The sequence below is a fragment of the Novosphingobium aromaticivorans DSM 12444 genome, assembly GCF_000013325.1.
In the GTDB taxonomy this organism is placed as follows: Bacteria; Pseudomonadota; Alphaproteobacteria; order Sphingomonadales; family Sphingomonadaceae; genus Novosphingobium; species Novosphingobium aromaticivorans.
The window spans coordinates 1,365,592-1,380,937 of record NC_007794.1 but is presented as its reverse complement, the minus strand read 5'-3'; the positions used below and the strand labels follow the sequence as shown (position 1 = coordinate 1,380,937).

General features: G+C 64.8%; 17 protein-coding genes and 1 tRNA gene. 9 read left to right on the top strand and 9 right to left on the bottom strand.

The annotated features are described in order from the left end of the window. Positions 1-17: 17 nt before the first annotated feature. On the bottom strand, positions 18-1,799 hold the full coding sequence (gene aspS / locus SARO_RS06695) for an aspartate--tRNA ligase (RefSeq protein WP_011444996.1): 1,782 nt from the start codon (positions 1,797-1,799) through the stop codon (positions 18-20). A gap of 175 nt (positions 1,800-1,974) precedes the next feature. On the opposite strand from aspS, the gene rnd reads away from it, so the two are divergent. Together rnd and SARO_RS06685 are read left to right on the top strand one after the other, a co-directional pair. After that, a complete protein-coding gene (rnd, locus tag SARO_RS06690) occupies positions 1,975-3,192 on the top strand; it encodes a ribonuclease D (RefSeq protein WP_011444995.1) in 1,218 nt (405 codons plus the stop codon). Between the two features lie 6 nt (positions 3,193-3,198). Next, a complete protein-coding gene (locus tag SARO_RS06685) occupies positions 3,199-4,095 on the top strand; it encodes a hydrogen peroxide-inducible genes activator (protein WP_011444994.1) in 897 nt (298 codons plus the stop codon). A 25-nt stretch (positions 4,096-4,120) separates the two neighbouring features. Here the strand turns inward: SARO_RS06685 and pgsA are convergent, their stop codons facing one another. Further along, on the bottom strand, positions 4,121-4,714 hold the full coding sequence (gene pgsA / locus SARO_RS06680; protein WP_011444993.1) for a CDP-diacylglycerol--glycerol-3-phosphate 3-phosphatidyltransferase: 594 nt from the start codon (positions 4,712-4,714) through the stop codon (positions 4,121-4,123). A gap of 137 nt (positions 4,715-4,851) precedes the next feature. On the opposite strand from pgsA, the gene SARO_RS06675 reads away from it, so the two are divergent. Continuing rightward, complete coding sequence (locus SARO_RS06675) at positions 4,852-6,174, top strand: MFS transporter (RefSeq protein WP_011444992.1); 1,323 nt, start codon at positions 4,852-4,854, stop codon at positions 6,172-6,174. On the opposite strand, the gene SARO_RS06670 is transcribed toward SARO_RS06675, so the two are convergent. The 3 genes from SARO_RS06670 to SARO_RS06660 all read right to left on the bottom strand — a co-directional run bounded on the left by SARO_RS06670 (position 6,164) and on the right by SARO_RS06660 (position 7,276). Continuing rightward, positions 6,164-6,445, bottom strand: coding sequence for a hypothetical protein (locus SARO_RS06670; RefSeq protein ID WP_011444991.1), 282 nt, complete (start codon positions 6,443-6,445; stop codon positions 6,164-6,166). The genes SARO_RS06675 and SARO_RS06670 overlap by 11 nt on opposite strands. 144 nt (positions 6,446-6,589) lie before the next feature. Then, positions 6,590-6,772, bottom strand: coding sequence for a CsbD family protein (locus SARO_RS06665; protein WP_011444990.1), 183 nt, complete (start codon positions 6,770-6,772; stop codon positions 6,590-6,592). A gap of 60 nt (positions 6,773-6,832) precedes the next feature. After that, complete coding sequence (locus SARO_RS06660; protein WP_011444989.1) at positions 6,833-7,276, bottom strand: EVE domain-containing protein; 444 nt, start codon at positions 7,274-7,276, stop codon at positions 6,833-6,835. 64 nt (positions 7,277-7,340) lie between these two features. On the opposite strand from SARO_RS06660, the gene SARO_RS06655 reads away from it, so the two are divergent. Next, positions 7,341-8,276, top strand: a complete 936-nt coding sequence (locus SARO_RS06655; RefSeq protein WP_011444988.1) for an isopenicillin N synthase family dioxygenase — start codon at positions 7,341-7,343, stop codon at positions 8,274-8,276. An 81-nt stretch (positions 8,277-8,357) separates the two neighbouring features. On the opposite strand, the gene SARO_RS06650 is transcribed toward SARO_RS06655, so the two are convergent. From SARO_RS06650 to SARO_RS06635, 4 genes are all read right to left on the bottom strand, one after another. Continuing rightward, positions 8,358-9,062 (bottom strand): hypothetical protein, encoded by a 705-nt coding sequence (locus SARO_RS06650; protein WP_011444987.1) that lies wholly within the window; start codon positions 9,060-9,062, stop codon positions 8,358-8,360. Further along, positions 9,062-9,667: a hypothetical protein gene (locus SARO_RS06645; protein WP_011444986.1), complete on the bottom strand. Its 606-nt coding sequence runs from the start codon at positions 9,665-9,667 to the stop codon at positions 9,062-9,064. The genes SARO_RS06650 and SARO_RS06645 overlap by 1 nt, the downstream gene beginning before the upstream one ends. 174 nt (positions 9,668-9,841) lie before the next feature. After that, positions 9,842-9,917, bottom strand: a tRNA-Ala gene (locus SARO_RS06640). Positions 9,918-10,074: 157 nt separating this feature from the next. Then, positions 10,075-10,392 carry a TIGR02300 family protein gene (locus SARO_RS06635; protein WP_011444985.1) on the bottom strand — a complete coding sequence of 106 codons (318 nt, stop codon included), beginning with the start codon at positions 10,390-10,392 and terminating at the stop codon, positions 10,075-10,077. Positions 10,393-10,602: 210 nt separating this feature from the next. Here SARO_RS06635 and aroA point away from each other — a divergent pair, with 210 nt between their 5' ends. The 5 genes from aroA to rpsA all read left to right on the top strand — a co-directional run bounded on the left by aroA (position 10,603) and on the right by rpsA (position 15,289). Next, positions 10,603-11,928: a 3-phosphoshikimate 1-carboxyvinyltransferase gene (gene aroA, locus SARO_RS06630; RefSeq protein ID WP_011444984.1), complete on the top strand. Its 1,326-nt coding sequence runs from the start codon at positions 10,603-10,605 to the stop codon at positions 11,926-11,928. Further along, complete coding sequence (locus SARO_RS06625; RefSeq protein ID WP_011444983.1) at positions 11,928-12,182, top strand: CBU_0592 family membrane protein; 255 nt, start codon at positions 11,928-11,930, stop codon at positions 12,180-12,182. Before aroA ends, SARO_RS06625 begins: the two co-directional genes overlap by 1 nt. Beyond that, a complete protein-coding gene (locus SARO_RS06620) occupies positions 12,179-12,805 on the top strand; it encodes a (d)CMP kinase (protein WP_011444982.1) in 627 nt (208 codons plus the stop codon). Before SARO_RS06625 ends, SARO_RS06620 begins: the two co-directional genes overlap by 4 nt. Positions 12,806-12,917: 112 nt before the next feature. Continuing rightward, positions 12,918-13,304: a hypothetical protein gene (locus SARO_RS20980; RefSeq protein ID WP_011444981.1), complete on the top strand. Its 387-nt coding sequence runs from the start codon at positions 12,918-12,920 to the stop codon at positions 13,302-13,304. 284 nt (positions 13,305-13,588) lie between these two features. Further along, complete coding sequence (gene rpsA, locus SARO_RS06615; RefSeq protein WP_011444980.1) at positions 13,589-15,289, top strand: 30S ribosomal protein S1; 1,701 nt, start codon at positions 13,589-13,591, stop codon at positions 15,287-15,289. The last annotated feature ends 57 nt before the right edge of the window (positions 15,290-15,346 follow it).

Genomic DNA, 15,346 nt, shown 5'->3' with positions numbered 1-15,346 from the left:
CGCGCGCCCCGTCCATCTCACCCCTTGGTCTGTTCGACCACGCGAATGTTCAGCTCGCGCAGTTGCTTGAGCGCCGCCGGCGAAGGCGCGCCCATCAGCAGGTCCTCGGCGCGCTGGTTCATCGGGAACAGCGTGATCTCGCGCAGGTTCTGCGCTCCGCAGATCAGCATGACGATGCGATCCACGCCCGCCGCCATGCCGCCGTGCGGCGGCGCGCCGTACTGGAACGCGCGGTAAAGGCCGCCGAAGCGCTCCTCGACGTCCGCCTTGGAAAGGCCGACGATCTCGAATGCCTTGACCATCGTCTCGGGGCTCTGGTTGCGGATCGAGCCCGAGGCGATCTCGAAGCCGTTGCAGACGAGATCGTACTGGAAGGCATTGATCGTCAGCGGGTCCTGCGTATTCAACGCGTCCAGCCCGCCCTGCGGCATCGAGAACGGGTTGTGGCTGAACTCTACCTTCTTGTTCTCTTCGTCCCATTCGTAGAACGGGAAGTCGACGATCCAGCACAGCTCGAAGCGGTCCTTGTCGATCAGGCCAAGCTGGTCCGCCACGCGGGTGCGCGCCGCGCCTGCCAGCTTGGCGGCCTGCTCGGCCTTGCCCGCCGCGAAGAAGCAGCCGTCATCAGGGCCGAGGCCCAGCCGGTCGAACAGCGCAGCCATCTTGTCCGCGCCATGGTTCTTGGCGATCGGGCCGCCGAACTCGCCCTGCTTGCGCGTGACGTAGCCAAGTCCGGCATGGCCTTCCGCGCGCGCCCAGTCGTTCATCTCGTCGAAGAACTTGCGGCTCTTGTCCGCGGTGTTCGGCGCCGGGATCAGGCGCACGACGCCGCCGGTGCCAACGATCTTCTCGAACAGCCCGAAGCCCGACTGGGCGAACTCTTCCGAAACGTCGGAGATGATGATGGGGTTGCGCAGGTCCGGCTTGTCCGAACCGTACTTGAGCATCGCCTCGGCATAGGGAATGCGAGGGAAGCTGCCGATGGGAGTGACCTTGCGGCCATCGGCAAAGGCTTCGAACACGCCGCCGATCACCGGCTCCATCGTCTCCCAGACTTCTTCCTGGGTGACGAAGCTCATCTCGAGGTCGAGCTGGTAGAATTCGCCCGGCAGGCGGTCGGCGCGCGGGTCCTCGTCGCGGAAGCACGGCGCGATCTGGAAGTAGCGGTCGAAGCCCGCGACCATCAGGAGCTGTTTGTACTGCTGCGGTGCCTGCGGCAGCGCATAGAACTTGCCGGGATGGATGCGGCTCGGCACGAGGAAGTCGCGCGCGCCCTCGGGCGAGGATGCGGTGAGGATCGGGGTCGAGTATTCGGTGAAGCCCGCCCCTTCCATGCGGCGGCGCATGTCCGAGATAACCTTGGTGCGCTTGACGATGTTCGCGTGCAGCGTCTCGCGGCGCAGGTCGAGGAAGCGATAGCGCAGGCGGATGTCCTCGGGATATTCCTGCTCGCCCGCGACCGGCATCGGCAGCTCCTCGGCCGCCGAAAGCACCGTCGCGACGCGCGCGAAGACCTCGATCTCGCCGGTCGAGAGGTTGGCGTTCACCGTGCCCTCCGAACGCGCCTTCACCTCGCCATCGATGGTCACCACCGATTCCACGCGCAGGGCCTCGAGGATCGGCAGCGCCGGACTGTCGGCGTCGGCCACGATCTGGGTCATGCCATAGTGGTCGCGCAGGTCGACGAACAGCACGCCGCCATGGTCGCGCTTGCGGTGCACCCAGCCCGAAAGGCGGACAGTCTGCCCGACATCACCGCGCGAGAGGGCGCCGCAGGTATGGGAACGATAAAGGTGCATCGAAACTCTTTCCAATCGGTCTGCAATCGGGCAGGGGAAGTTCGCGGCTAACAGGCGATGGCCGCGGATTTGTCAAGCCACGCCCCCGGCCAACCAAGGAGGGCGGGCAAGACGAAGCCCCCGGCAGGGAGCACCACCGGCCCGCTTTCACAGGCGCGCCATACAGAAAAGCACGATGAAGATACATCCCCTCATCACTACGACCGAAGCCCTCGCCGACCTTTGCGAGCGACTTGCGAAAGCCGATTTCGTCACCGTCGACACCGAATTCATGCGCGAGAACACCTATTGGCCGGAACTGTGCCTGGTGCAGATCGCGGACGACAAGGAAGCCGCCGCGATCGATCCGCTGGCGCCGGGCCTCGACATGTCCCCCCTGCTCGACCTGCTGGTCGACAACGAGGACGTGCTCAAGGTCTTCCACGCCGGGGGGCAGGACGTGGAGATAATCTACAACCTGACCGGCAAGACCCCGCACCCGATCTTCGACACGCAGATCGCGATGATGGCGGTCAGCCAGTCCGAACAGATCGGCTATTCCAACCTAGTCGAGTCATGGCTCGGCCTGTCGATCGACAAGGGCGCCCGCTTCACCGACTGGTCGCGTCGCCCCCTGACCGAACGCCAGATCGAATACGCCATCGGCGACGTCACTCACCTTTCGAAGATCTTCCCCAAGCTGCTCAAGCGCCTGATCAAGACAGGCCGCGGCGAATGGCTCGACATCGAGATGGAAAAGCTGGCCGATCCGGAGAACTACCGGACCGACATGGACACCGTCTGGCAGAAGATCCGCGCCCCCAGCCGCAACCCCGCCGTTCTCGGCCGGCTCAAGTCGCTCGCCGCCTGGCGCGAACGCGAGGCGATGGACAAGAACATTCCCAAGGGCCGCATCATGCGCGACGAGACGCTGGCCGACATCGCCAGCCATCCCCCGCGCGAACAGCATGACCTTGCAAAGGTGCGCGGCCTTTCCGCTGGCTGGAAGGACAACGACATCGGCCGCCGCCTTATGCAGACGCTTGCCGATTCGAAGCCGCTGACCGACGCCGAAATGCCGCCCAAGGCTCCGCGCGGCGCCCCGCTCGGCAAGGAAGGCGCGCTGGTGGCCGACCTGCTGAAGCTGCTGCTCAAGATCCGCAGCCGCGAGATCGACATCGCCGCCCGCCTCCTCGCCCGCACCGACGACCTCGAACTGCTGGCCGCCGGACAACGCAGGAACCTGCCGATCCTCGAAGGCTGGCGCTTCGAACAGTTTGGCCGCGACGCGCTAGAACTGGTCGAGGGCAAGCTCGCCTTCGCGGTCGTGAACGGCAAGCTCAAGATGGCGCACATCGATGACATCGGCGGTTCGTCGGAAGAACCCGAAGTCGTCGTCCACGTGGATGAATAACCGCAAATGACAACCTACCTGCCCACGCTCAAGCAGTTGCAATACCTCGTGGCACTGCACGAGCATGGGCACTTCGGCCGCGCCGCGGACGCCTGCTACGTCTCTCAATCCACGCTTTCGGCGGGCCTGCGCGAGCTGGAATCGCTGCTGGGCGTTACGCTGGTCGAACGCACCCGCCGGGTCGTGCGCTTCACGCCGCTTGGCAACCAGGTCGTCGCCAAGGCCCACCGCCTCCTGCGCGAAGCCGAGGAACTTTCGGAACTGGTGCAGAGCCATGGCGCGCCGCTGGCGGGCGAACTGCGGATGAGCGTCATTCCGACCATCGCGCCGTTCCTCCTGCCGCGCATCCTTCCGCGCCTTCGCAAGGACCGCCCGCAACTCAAGCTGTTCCTGCGCGAGGAGCCGAGCGCGGCGGCCATCGAATCGCTGCACCACGGCCGCGCCGATTGCGTCCTGCTCGCCCTCCCCTTCGCCACCGGCGATGTCGAGGCCGAGGTCCTGTTCAAGGACCCGCTGCTCGTCGCCTTCCCCAAGGACGACCCGCGCGATCCGCCCGCCACCGTCCCGCCCAGCCTGATCGACGAGAACCGCCTGCTCCTGCTCGAGGACGGCCACTGCCTCAAGGAACACGCGCTCGCCGCCTGCAACCGCCCGGAACTCAGGGCCAGCGCGACGATGATCGGCACATCGCTGCACACGCTGGTGCAGATGGTCGACAACGGCCTCGGCCTGACAATGCTGCCGCAAATGGCGATCGACGCCGGCATCCTCCACGACACCCAGATCGTCGTCCGCCCGCTCAAGGCCGACCACGCGTGGCGCGACATCGCACTGGTCTGGCGCCGCAACAGCCCCCGTGCCGAGGAATTCAGGATGCTTGCGCAGGAACTGCGGGCGGGTTGATCCGGCGCGCTACCGGACCGAAGCTTCAATCCATGTGCTTCAGGCCGACCCTCAGGTAATCCCATCCGGTAATCACGGTCAGCACCGCCGCGCCCCACAGCGTCGAAAGGCCAACCGTATGCGGCACGTTCACCGTGAAGCCGCCGATTGTCATGAGCCATTCCGGCAGCGCCTGCCCGAGGATCAGCGCACCAAGGCACACCATCTGGAACGTCGTCTTCCACTTGGCGAGCCGGCTTACCGGGACAGAGACCTGGATGCCGCCGAGAAACTCGCGCAGTCCCGACACCGCGATTTCGCGCAGCAGGATCACCAGCCCCGCGATCACGTGCATGTCCCCAACGTAGGGCCCGCGCAGGACACCCTGCGCGGTCAGCACCAGAATCACCGCCGCGACCATGATCTTGTCGGCAATCGGGTCAAGAAAGATGCCCAGCTTGCTCACCGCTCCCTTGGCGCGGGCAAGGTAGCCGTCGAAGTAATCGGTAACCCCCATCAGGCAGTAGACCGCGAAGGCCATGCCATAGCCCAGTCGCCATTCGGGCCACCACAGCAGTGCTGCCAACAAGGGAACGGTCACGATCCGCGACAGGGTGAGAAGGTTCGGCAGCGTCAGCATCAAGCGAAGGCATAGCGTGCAATTGCGCCAAACGGAATCGCAACATTCACCGCCTACCGCTCCGACTGCAAAACCTCTTGCCCGCGTGCTTCACCGGGCTAAGGGTGCGGACGAGAAGAGATGCTGGCAAAGGGTTCATGACAACATCGACGCATCTGGTGCGCACGCGCCGTTTCCTGCCGCTGTTCGTCACCCAGCTTCTGGGGGCCTTCAACGACAATCTCTACAAGAACGCGATGGTCCTGTACGTCGTGTACAGCGTCTACAATTCCGAAGCTGCCGAAGCGCGCTTTTCGGCCATCGCCTCGGGCTTGTTCATCCTGCCGTTCTTCCTGCTTTCGGCACTTGCCGGGCAGCTTGCCGACATGCGCGACAAGGCGCGCATAATCCGCATCGTCAAGGCCTGCGAGATCGCGATCATGCTGGTCGGCGGCACGGGCCTGGTGCTCGCGTGGCTTGGCATGGAAGTCGAGGCGATCGCCATCCCGCTGATGCTCGCGGCACTTCTCGCAATGGGTGTCCACTCCACGTTCTTCGGGCCGATCAAGTACGCGATCCTGCCGCAACATCTCCATGAAGGCGAAGTGCTGGCCGGAACCGGTCTGGTCGAGGCGGGCACCTACATCGCCATTCTTGCGGGCACGATCCTCGCGGGCTGGATTCCGGTGGAAGTGGCTGCGGCGGGTGTCGTGCTCACCGCACTCGTCGGATATGTCTCGGGACGGCAGGTGCCGCCCGCGCCGCCGATGATCGATGCACAGAAGATCGACTACAACGTCCTGACCTCCTCCTATGACCTGATCCGCAACACCACGCGCCATCGCCAGGTGTTCATGGCGATCGTCGCGATCAGCTTCTTCTGGACGGTCGGCACAGTGCTGTTCATCCAGTTCCCGCCACTTGCCAAGAACGTGCTTTCCGCCAGCAAGGAAGTGGCCAGCCTGTTCCTCGTGATGTTCTCCATCGGCATCGCCGTCGGTTCGATGTCGATCAATGCCCTGCTCAAGGGGACCGTTTCGGCCCGCTTCGCTCCGGCATCGGTGATCGTCATGGGTCTGTTCATCACCGCCTTCCACTATGTCTGCAGGGCGTGGAACGTGCATCCCGATGCACCGCTGATGGACGTCGCGGCCTTCATTGCCCAACCTCTGGCGGTGCCGCTGCTGCTGTGCCTGCTCGGCATCGCCATTGCCGGGGGCATGTTCGTCGTGCCGCTCTATGCCTTCCTGACGACGGTGGTCGACAAGTCCGAAACCGCCCGCACCATCGCGGCCAACAACATCGTCAACTCCGGCGCGATGGTCATCGGCTCGCTGATCGCGGGCGGACTGACCTGGATCGGAGTGACGATCGTCGACCAGCTCATGCTGGGCGCGGCGATGTGCATCGTTTCGGCCTGGCTTGGCTGGCTGCTCTACAAGGCGGAACGCGAAGTGCGGCAGTCCGGCGTCACGCGATGAACATCATCACCGCGAAGAAACAGGCGCAATAGGCCAGCAGGAACTCGCGCAGGTCGCGCGCGGTGATGCGCTTGAGATCGACCGGATCGGATCGGACCTCGATCGATTTCAGGCGTTCCTCGGCGCGGCGTATCGCGGCCGCGACTTCGGGTTCATGCCTAGGCAATTCGCGCAGCACATGCAGCGGCAGCGTGGCGCGGAAAGGATGCCGGGCTGAGCCATAGGCAAAGCCATATGCGGACTGTGCGGGCTGGGCGGGCGACCTGTTCATGATTTCAGTTTAACGCTTTCTTCACCTTCCGGTATCCCGCCGCGCATTCAAAAAAGTTGGCGTGCCAACCCGGTACACAATCGGCAAATCGATGCGAAAAGGCCGCCCCCTTGCGGGAGCGGCCTTTCCACTTCTGCGCGACGATCAGATCTCGTTGCCCAGCGCACCCTTGACCTTGCCGGCCAGCTGCTGCGCTTCGCCCTTGCGCTCCTGCGCGGTGCCTTCGGCATGGAGGCTGGCGTCATCGGTGGCCTTGCCGGCGGCCTGCTTGAGATTGCCGGCGGCTTCGTTGGCAAGACCCTTTGCGCGGTCCTTCATCTCACCCATGATCGTTCTCCTTCAATAGCTTGCTTGAAGGAAATACGGGTGGAGGCAGCGTTCGTTCCCTCAGTTCACCCCAGCCATCTTGAGGATCAACGCCCATTCCTCGGGTCGCACTGCCCCAACCGACAGGCGCGACAGGCGGATGAGGTCCATCTCGGCCAGTTCCGGCGTCGCCTTGACCTGCTTGAGCGTGACGGTGTGCGGCAGCTTCTCGACCGGCTTCACCTTCACCGCCGCCCACTTGCCTTCCGGGTCGGTCGGATCGGTCAGTCCGCCCACGCTGATCGTGATGACGCCAACGATCTCCACGCCGATGTTGGAATGATAGAAGAACGCCAGATCGCCCGGCTGCATCGAGCGCAGGTTGCGCGCGGCAAGGTGATTGCGCACGCCGTCCCACGTCCCTTCGCCCTCGGCGACGAGATCGTCCCAGCCATAGACATCCGGTTCCGACTTCATCAGCCACAGGTTGCGGCCGGCCGTGTCGGCGATGTTGATTTTCGTCATGAAACCCCGTTCGAATCCCGTTACAGGCGGTTTCCATAGCGACAAATTTGCGAACTGGAACACCATGCCTCTCGAAACCCTGCCGGTGATCTCGCTCGCCGGCGAACCTGATGCGCTTTCCCGCGAACTGGGAGAATCCTTCAGGACCTTCGGCTTCGCCATGGTCCGCGACCACGGCATCGACCCCGACCTCATCGCCCGCGCCTGGGACCTGACCGCCCAATTCTTCGCCCTGCCCGAAGCCGAGAAGCGCAGCTATTACCTTGATGGCCTTGCCGGCGCGCGGGGCTACACGCCGTTCGGCACGGAGATCGCCAAGGGAGCAAGGCTCCACGATCTCAAGGAGTTCTGGCACGTAGGGCGCGACCTGCCGGCCGGACATCCGCTGTCTGCCTCGATGCCGCCCAACGTGTGGCCCGCGCGCCCCGAAGGCTTCCGCCAGACGTTCGAGACGCTCTACGGCGAATTCGACAAGGTCGGCGCACGCATCCTCTCGCGCATCGCGGTCTGGCTCGGGCTGGACGAGAACTGGTTCGACCCGGCGATCGAGGACGGCAACTCGGTCATGCGCCTGCTCCACTACCCTCCCGTCCCCGATGCCGAATCCGGCGCCATCCGCGCCGGCGCGCACGAGGACATCAACCTCATCACACTTCTCCTCGGCGCCGAGGAAGCGGGTCTGGAACTGCTCAGCAGGCAGGGCGAATGGATTGGCGTTTCCCCGCCCGAGGGCGCGCTGGTGGTCAACATCGGCGACATGCTCCAGCGGCTCACCAACCACGTCCTTCCATCCACCACGCACCGCGTGCGCAATCCGGAAGGGGAGCGGGCGCGGTTCAGCCGCTACTCGATGCCGTTCTTCCTGCACCTGAGAAGCGATTTCCCGTTCGTGACGCTGCCGCAGTGCATCTCGGACGAGAATCCCGACCGCTACCCGGTCTCGATCACCGCTGACGATTACCTGCAGGAACGCCTGCGCGAGATCGGCCTGCGCAAGTAACGCCCGCGCCGTACCGGGGCCCGCGTCGCGGACACCCGAGTGCGGCCAGGTATCGTTAGGTGCTTTTAGGTGCCGTTCGGGTCATTCGGCCTTTTCGAGCGGAACGACGTTGTATTTCCTGACTTCTTCCTGATTCAGGCAGTAGCGGGTCGAGGGATTCTCCTTCGTCGCGACTGCCTGCTGGCGGTACATGATCTCGGTCAGAAGCTTGCGGCTGATGCCCATGCGGATCAGGAAATCGTTGTCCTCGCTGGCGAGGAGCGCGCTCGACTGCTCGATCTCCCCGATCAGCCGCGTCGTCTCCTCGGTGCCCTCATCGACCGATATTTCAATGACATCGCGGTCGCCGGTGTGGGTGAACATGTGGACCATGAAGATCCCGCCGGGGTCCACGAATCGCCGGTCGCCGCCCATGAAGACGAAGTTGCAGGCGGAAAAGCAGGTCCACCCCGCCGGAATGCGCGTCACCATGCCCGGGTAGGAACGGATCACCTTCCCCGCCCGGTTCCCCGCCTCGGCATCCCCACCCCTTGATTTAAGCCATATTTCCTCGATCCGCTCGTCGGCATCGAGCGCCGCCTTGAGCCGGGCGGGAAGGCGCGCGTCGATGATGCCGTCGGCGATCAGGACGTGCCGGCCGCCCTTGTCCGCCACCGACAGCGCCATCGCCTTGGCGACGCCCCAGTCGACCTTCTCGGGGCACGAGGGATTGCGCGGGTCCATCGGCACCGGCTTCGTCGCCCCGGTGGCCAGAAGCAGCGCGAGGATCGGCAGGATCGCCCGCATCAGGCCGCCAGGGCGTAGCGCGCCGAACCCGGTGCGCGGCACATGCGCTTGTTGGCGGTCGTTTCCTCGCCATTGACGATGATGACGTCGGTCACCGTGATGCACTGCATCCCCCTGCCCCCGTTGGCGGCGACTTCATCGTTGCGGGCGGTGACGGTCGAGGTGCCCGAGACGTTCTCGCGCGTGTTGGACGTCCACGACGCGCTGCTGCCGACGTCATCGCCGCGCGTCGCCTCCAGCGTCGCGGCGGCGGCCTGCTTCTGCTCCTCCGGGTCGAGCTTGCAGGCGATGACGTTGGTCAGCGTGTCGGCGACTTCCGCCGAGGGGAAGTAGCTGGAAACGCCCGCCGAACTTGCCGCCCGTCCCACGCCCTGGCCGATTATCCCGCCGAGGATCGAGGAGCCCGCGCTCTTGCTCTTGCCCTTGGGACAGCCGTTCGTGTCCTTGGCGGTGCTGGTCGAGCTGCGCGGGATCGAGGGAATGCTGAAGCCGCCGAACTGCGCCGAAGCCTGCGTGCCCATGAGGGTGAGGACAGCGGTTGCGGCAAGCCAGAGACCGGGACGGCGGGCAAAAAGGCAGGTGGACGGATTCGGGGCGCGCATCATCAGTATCCCAGGAATTTCGAGTTGTTGGTGCGGCCCTTAACGCACGGAAGGCTACCAACCCTGTGATCTTCGTCAATCGTGGCGCGACGGGCCGAGTGGTCGTGCCGTGCCCGGCAACAGCGAACCGGGCGCCAAACGAAAAAAGCCGCCCGGAGGCGGCTTTTCGATAGTGGATGGTGGAGCCTAGCGGGATCGAACCGCTGACCTCCTGCATGCCATGCAGGCGCTCTCCCAGCTGAGCTAAGGCCCCAATCTTCCATCGAACCTGCCTTGGGGGGCGGGTCGTTCCGGCGGTGTATCTCGCCGGGAGCCGCGCCTCTAAGGGAAGGTTTCCGGACTGGCAAGACGAAAATTCCGCCTCCCGGAATTTTTTTGGAGCCGGTCCGGAAACCGGCTCCACAAGCGCATCAGACTTCGTCTTCGTCGCCGTCGTGACCGGCAACGCCAAGGTCGTCGTCGCCGCCAAGATCGACGTCGTTGTCGGGCGAATCGCCGTCCTCGTCGATGTCGAGATCCTCATCGGCGAGATCGACGTCGGGAGCGACATCGACCTTGTCCTTCTGGATTTCCTCATAGGGAATCGGCTGCTTCGACTTGAGCACCGGGTCCGGATGCCAGGAGTACTTGCACTCGACGCAGGTGACCGGGTCGGAATTGCCCAGATCGTAGAAGCGGGTGCCGCACTTCGGACAGCTATGCTTGGCGCCCCATTCCGGCTTGACCATGAAACTTCCTCAAGTCTGGCCCGGCGCAAAGGAAATGGCCGGGCGGAGAAACTGCACGCTTGATGGGTCCGCGCGTTCGCGGAATCAAGAGAGCGCGCGCCTTGCCATAGGCGCGTGTCGCTGTCAAAAGCCCCGCGCTTCAAACCGCACTTCGGCCCTGCCCTTCAGCGCGAAAGACGAAACTCCGTGTCTTCCCACGACCCTGCCCTCATGCGCCCTCGCCGCTTCACCGCCAATGGCCCGCTCAAGGGCCGCATCGGCGTGCCCGGCGACAAGTCGATCAGCCACCGCTCGATCATGCTCGGCGCGCTGGCAGTGGGCGAGACGCGCGTGACCGGCCTGCTCGAAGGCGAGGACGTCCTTTCCACCGCCGCCGCGATGCGCGCGATGGGCGCGACGATCGAACGCGACGCGGACGGCATGTGGCACGTTCACGGCGTTGGCGTGGGCGGCCTGCTCCAGCCGCAACAGGCGCTGGACATGGGCAATTCGGGCACGTCGACCCGCCTGCTGATGGGCCTTGTCGCAACCCACCCGATCACGGCGACGTTCGTGGGCGATGCTTCGCTGTCGAAGCGCCCGATGGGCCGCGTGATCGATCCGCTCTCGACGATGGGCGCCGAGTTCACCGCATCGCCGGGTGGCCGCCTGCCCCTTACCCTGCGCGGAATTTCACCTGCCGTGCCAATCGAATACCGCCTCCCCGTCGCATCGGCGCAGGTGAAGAGCGCGGTCCTGCTCGCGGGCCTCAACACGCCCGGCGTGACCACGGTAATCGAACCGATCCCCACCCGCGACCATTCCGAACGCATGCTGCGCGGCTTCGGCGCGGAGCTGACCGTCGATGTCGCCGCCGATGGCGCGCGCGTCATCAGGGTGCGCGGCGAGGCCGAACTCAAGCCGCAGGACATCGCCGTCCCCGGCGACCCGTCATCCGCCGCGTTCTTCGTGGTGGCGGCGCTGCTGGTCGAAGGCTCGGACCTCGTCGTCGAGAACGTCGGCCTCAACCCCACCCGCGCCGCGCTGTTCGACGTGCTGCGCCTGATGGGCGGCTCCATCGAGGAGCTGAACCGGCGCGAAGTGGGCGGCGAACCGGTGGCGGACCTGCGCGTGCGCCACTCGCTGCTGACCGGCATCGATGTCGATCCCGCCGTAGTGCCGAGCATGGTCGACGAATTCCCGGTGCTGTTCGTCGCCGCCGCCCTTGCCAAGGGCCGCACGGTGACGACCGGCCTCGAGGAACTGCGCGTGAAGGAAAGCGACCGCATCAGCGCGATGCGCGCCGCGCTCGAACTGGCAGGCGCGACCGTCACCGAGACCGAGGACGGCCTGATCATCGACGGCACCGGCGGCGACCCCCTGCCCGGCACCGCAGAGGGCGCGAGCGTCGTCACGCACCTCGACCACCGCATCGCGATGAGCATGGCGATTGCCGGCATCGCCAGCCGCAACGGCGTGGAAGTGGATGACACCCGCCCCATCGCCACCAGCTTCCCGGTGTTCGAGAGCCTGCTGGAAAGCGCGACCAGGCCGTGATGTCCGACCTGCTCGTCAATGTGATCGGCTTTGCAGGGATGGCCTGTATCATCTTCGCCTACGGCTATTCGACCAAGCTGGAGCGGCCCAATCCCTTCGTGCAGCACGGGGTCAACCTCGTCGGCGCGGCGCTGCTGACGGTTTCGCTGCTGGTGAACATGAACCCGGCCTCGTTCGTGCTCGAGTTCTTCTGGGCGGCGATTGCGATCTGGGGGCTGGTGAAGGCCTGGCGCGCGCGGAGTTCGGAGCAGTGATCATCGCCGTCGACGGCCCGACCGCTTCGGGCAAGGGCACCATCGCCAAGGCGCTTGCCGCGCATTTCGGCCTTCCGCATCTCGACACGGGCCTGCTCTATCGCGCGGTCGGGCGGCAGGTCTTCCTGACCGGCGGCAACCCTGACGATGCCGATGCCGCCCATGCTGCCTGCGCCTTCCCGGAAACGCTGCTTGGCGATCCCGAACTGCGCAGCGAGGACACCGGCGGCTATGCCAGCCGGGTCTCGGTTCACCCGGCCGTGCGCGCCGCACTTCTGGAACGCCAGCAGGCTTTCGCCAACCAGCCGGGCGGAGCGGTCCTCGACGGGCGCGACATCGCCACGGTGATCGCCCCGCACGCCGACGCCAAGCTGTTCGTCACCGCCAGCGTGCCAGCGCGGGCAATGCGGCGCTGGGCGGAAATGAAGCAGCTCGGCAAGGACGTGGAACGCGCCGAAATCGAAGCCGACCTCGCAGAGCGCGACGAACGCGACCGCAACCGCGCCGAGGCTCCCTTGCGTCAGGCCGAGGGTGCGGCGCTACTGGATACGTCGAACCTGACGAAGGAAATGGCCGTGGCGACGGCGATTGCGCTGGTGGAAAAGCAGGTGGCGCGAGGGTAGCTGGGTGCACGCCGCCCTCCCCTTTACCCGTCACCCTGAACTTGTTTCAGGGTCCATCCCTCCCGACAAGCGGAAGTCTGATCCGCAAAATGGATCCTGAAACAAGTTCAGGATGACGAAAAATGTGGGACCGCGGGCCGGACCATCAGTTTGTACCGCAACTATTTATCCGGTCAAAGGAACTCCAGCACTTCTAACGACCGAAGATGCAGAAATTATTCGCGAAAGTTTGAAGTTGGATTGGCAACCGTTAGGCGAAATCCTGCTCCGGACAGACGGCTTTAAATTTCATACATCAGGCTTAAGCATAGAAAATCCGGAAGGTGACGGATTCTTGATGGCCAAGGTTTCGGACCCTAAGTTCAAAGACGAAGAGAACGTTTACACTGAAGCAGCACAACGGCGTTCTGCAATCACGGTCCTGGCCAGAAAGGGCTACAGAGGCGGGAAACTTGCAGCAGTCGAGATCGTGGAGTTCTTAAATGAGGTCCCTTCATGAGCTAAGCAGAGCTACAATCTAGGCCTATTTGCGCAGGATCACGATGCGGGCGATCAGTGGTGCACAATCGCCTCATACCCCATTCTCCTTGCTTTTCCGGGGGCATGAGCCTATGGGCCGCCGGTCCGGCAAGGCCTTGTGCCCCGTCGGATACCCGCCATGGCATTCGGCCCGGCGGGTGGTACGGCCCTTTTTGGCCCGCGCACCGCATGGGGCGATGCGTGGAGGAAAGACCGGCGGAAACAACCGCCTGGCCGGAATAACTCGATACAGGAAGCTTGCACATGGCCAGCAATCCCTCGCGCGACGATTTCGCCGCGCTTCTTGACGAATCGCTTGGCGGCGCCGCCAACGGTGGCTTCGAAGGCCGCGTCGTCAAGGGCACCATCACCGCCATCGAAAACGACAAGGCCGTCATCGACGTGGGCCTGAAGAGCGAGGGCCGCGTTGCCCTGCGCGAATTCGCCGCCCCCGGCCAGCCGCACGGCCTCAAGGTCGGCGACGAAGTCGAAGTCTACGTCGACCGCGTCGAGAACGCCGACGGCGAAGCCATGCTGTCGCGCGACCGCGCTCGCCGCGAAGCCGCGTGGGACAAGCTGGAAAGCGAATTTGGCGAAGGCAAGCGCGTTGAAGGCGTGATCTTCGGCCGCGTGAAGGGTGGCTTCACCGTCGACCTCGACGGCGCCGTGGCCTTCCTCCCCGGCTCGCAGGTCGACATCCGCCCGGTCCGCGACGTGACCCCGCTGATGGACATGCCGCAGCCGTTCCAGATCCTCAAGATGGACCGCCGCCGCGGCAACATCGTCGTCTCGCGCCGCGCGGTGCTGGAAGAAACCCGCGCCGAACAGCGCTCGGGCCTGATCCAGAACCTCAAGGAAGGCCAGATCATCGACGGCGTCGTCAAGAACATCACCGACTACGGTGCGTTCGTCGACCTCGGCGGCATCGACGGCCTGCTCCATGTCACCGACATGAGCTACAAGCGCGTCAACCACCCGTCGGAAGTGATCGCCATCGGCGATACCGTCCGCGTCCAGATCATCCGCATCAACCAGGACACGCAGCGCATCAGCCTCGGCATGAAGCAGCTTGAAAGCGATCCGTGGGATGGCGTCGCCGCCAAGTACCCGGTCGGCGCGAAGCTGCGTGGCACTGTCACCAACATCACCGAATACGGCGCGTTCGTCGAGCTGGAAGCCGGCATCGAAGGCCTCGTCCACGTTTCGGAAATGTCCTGGACCAAGAAGAACGTCCACCCCGGCAAGATCGTCTCGACCTCGCAGGAAGTCGACGTCATGGTGCTGGAAGTCGACAGCGACAAGCGCCGCATCAGCCTCGGCCTCAAGCAGGCCCAGCAGAACCCCTGGGAAGCCTTTGCAGAAAAGCACCCGGTCGGTTCGACCGTGGAAGGCGAAGTCAAGAACGCGACCGAATTCGGCCTGTTCATCGGCCTCGACGGCGACGTCGACGGCATGGTCCACATGTCGGACATCGCCTGGGGCATCTCGGGCGAGGACGCGCTGGCGCTGCACCGCAAGGGCGAGCAGGTCTCGGCCGTGGTTCTCGACGTCGACGTCGAGAAGGAACGCATCAGCCTCGGCATGAAGCAGCTTGAAAAGGGCGCTCCGGCGGCCGGCGGCGTTGCTTCCTCGGGCTCGCTGCGTCGTGGCGAAGTCGTCACCGTCACCGTTCTCGAAGTCCGCGATGGCGGCCTCGAAGTGCAGGCTGGCGAAGACGGCGCGACCGGCTTCATCAAGCGCTCGGACCTCGGCCGCGACCGCGACGAGCAGCGTCCGGACCGCTTCCAGGTCGGCCAGAAGATCGACGCCATGGTCACCGGCTTCGATCGTTCGAAGAAGCCGAACTTCTCGGTCAAGGCGCGCCAGCTCGCAGAAGAGAAGGAAGCCGTGGAACAGTACGGCTCGTCGGATGCCGGCGCTTCGCTGGGCGACATCCTCGGCGCCGCGCTGAAGGCGAAGCAGTAAGCTTCACCGCCTTCAAGGCACCAGAAGCAAGGCCCGTCCGGAGAAATCCGGGCGGGC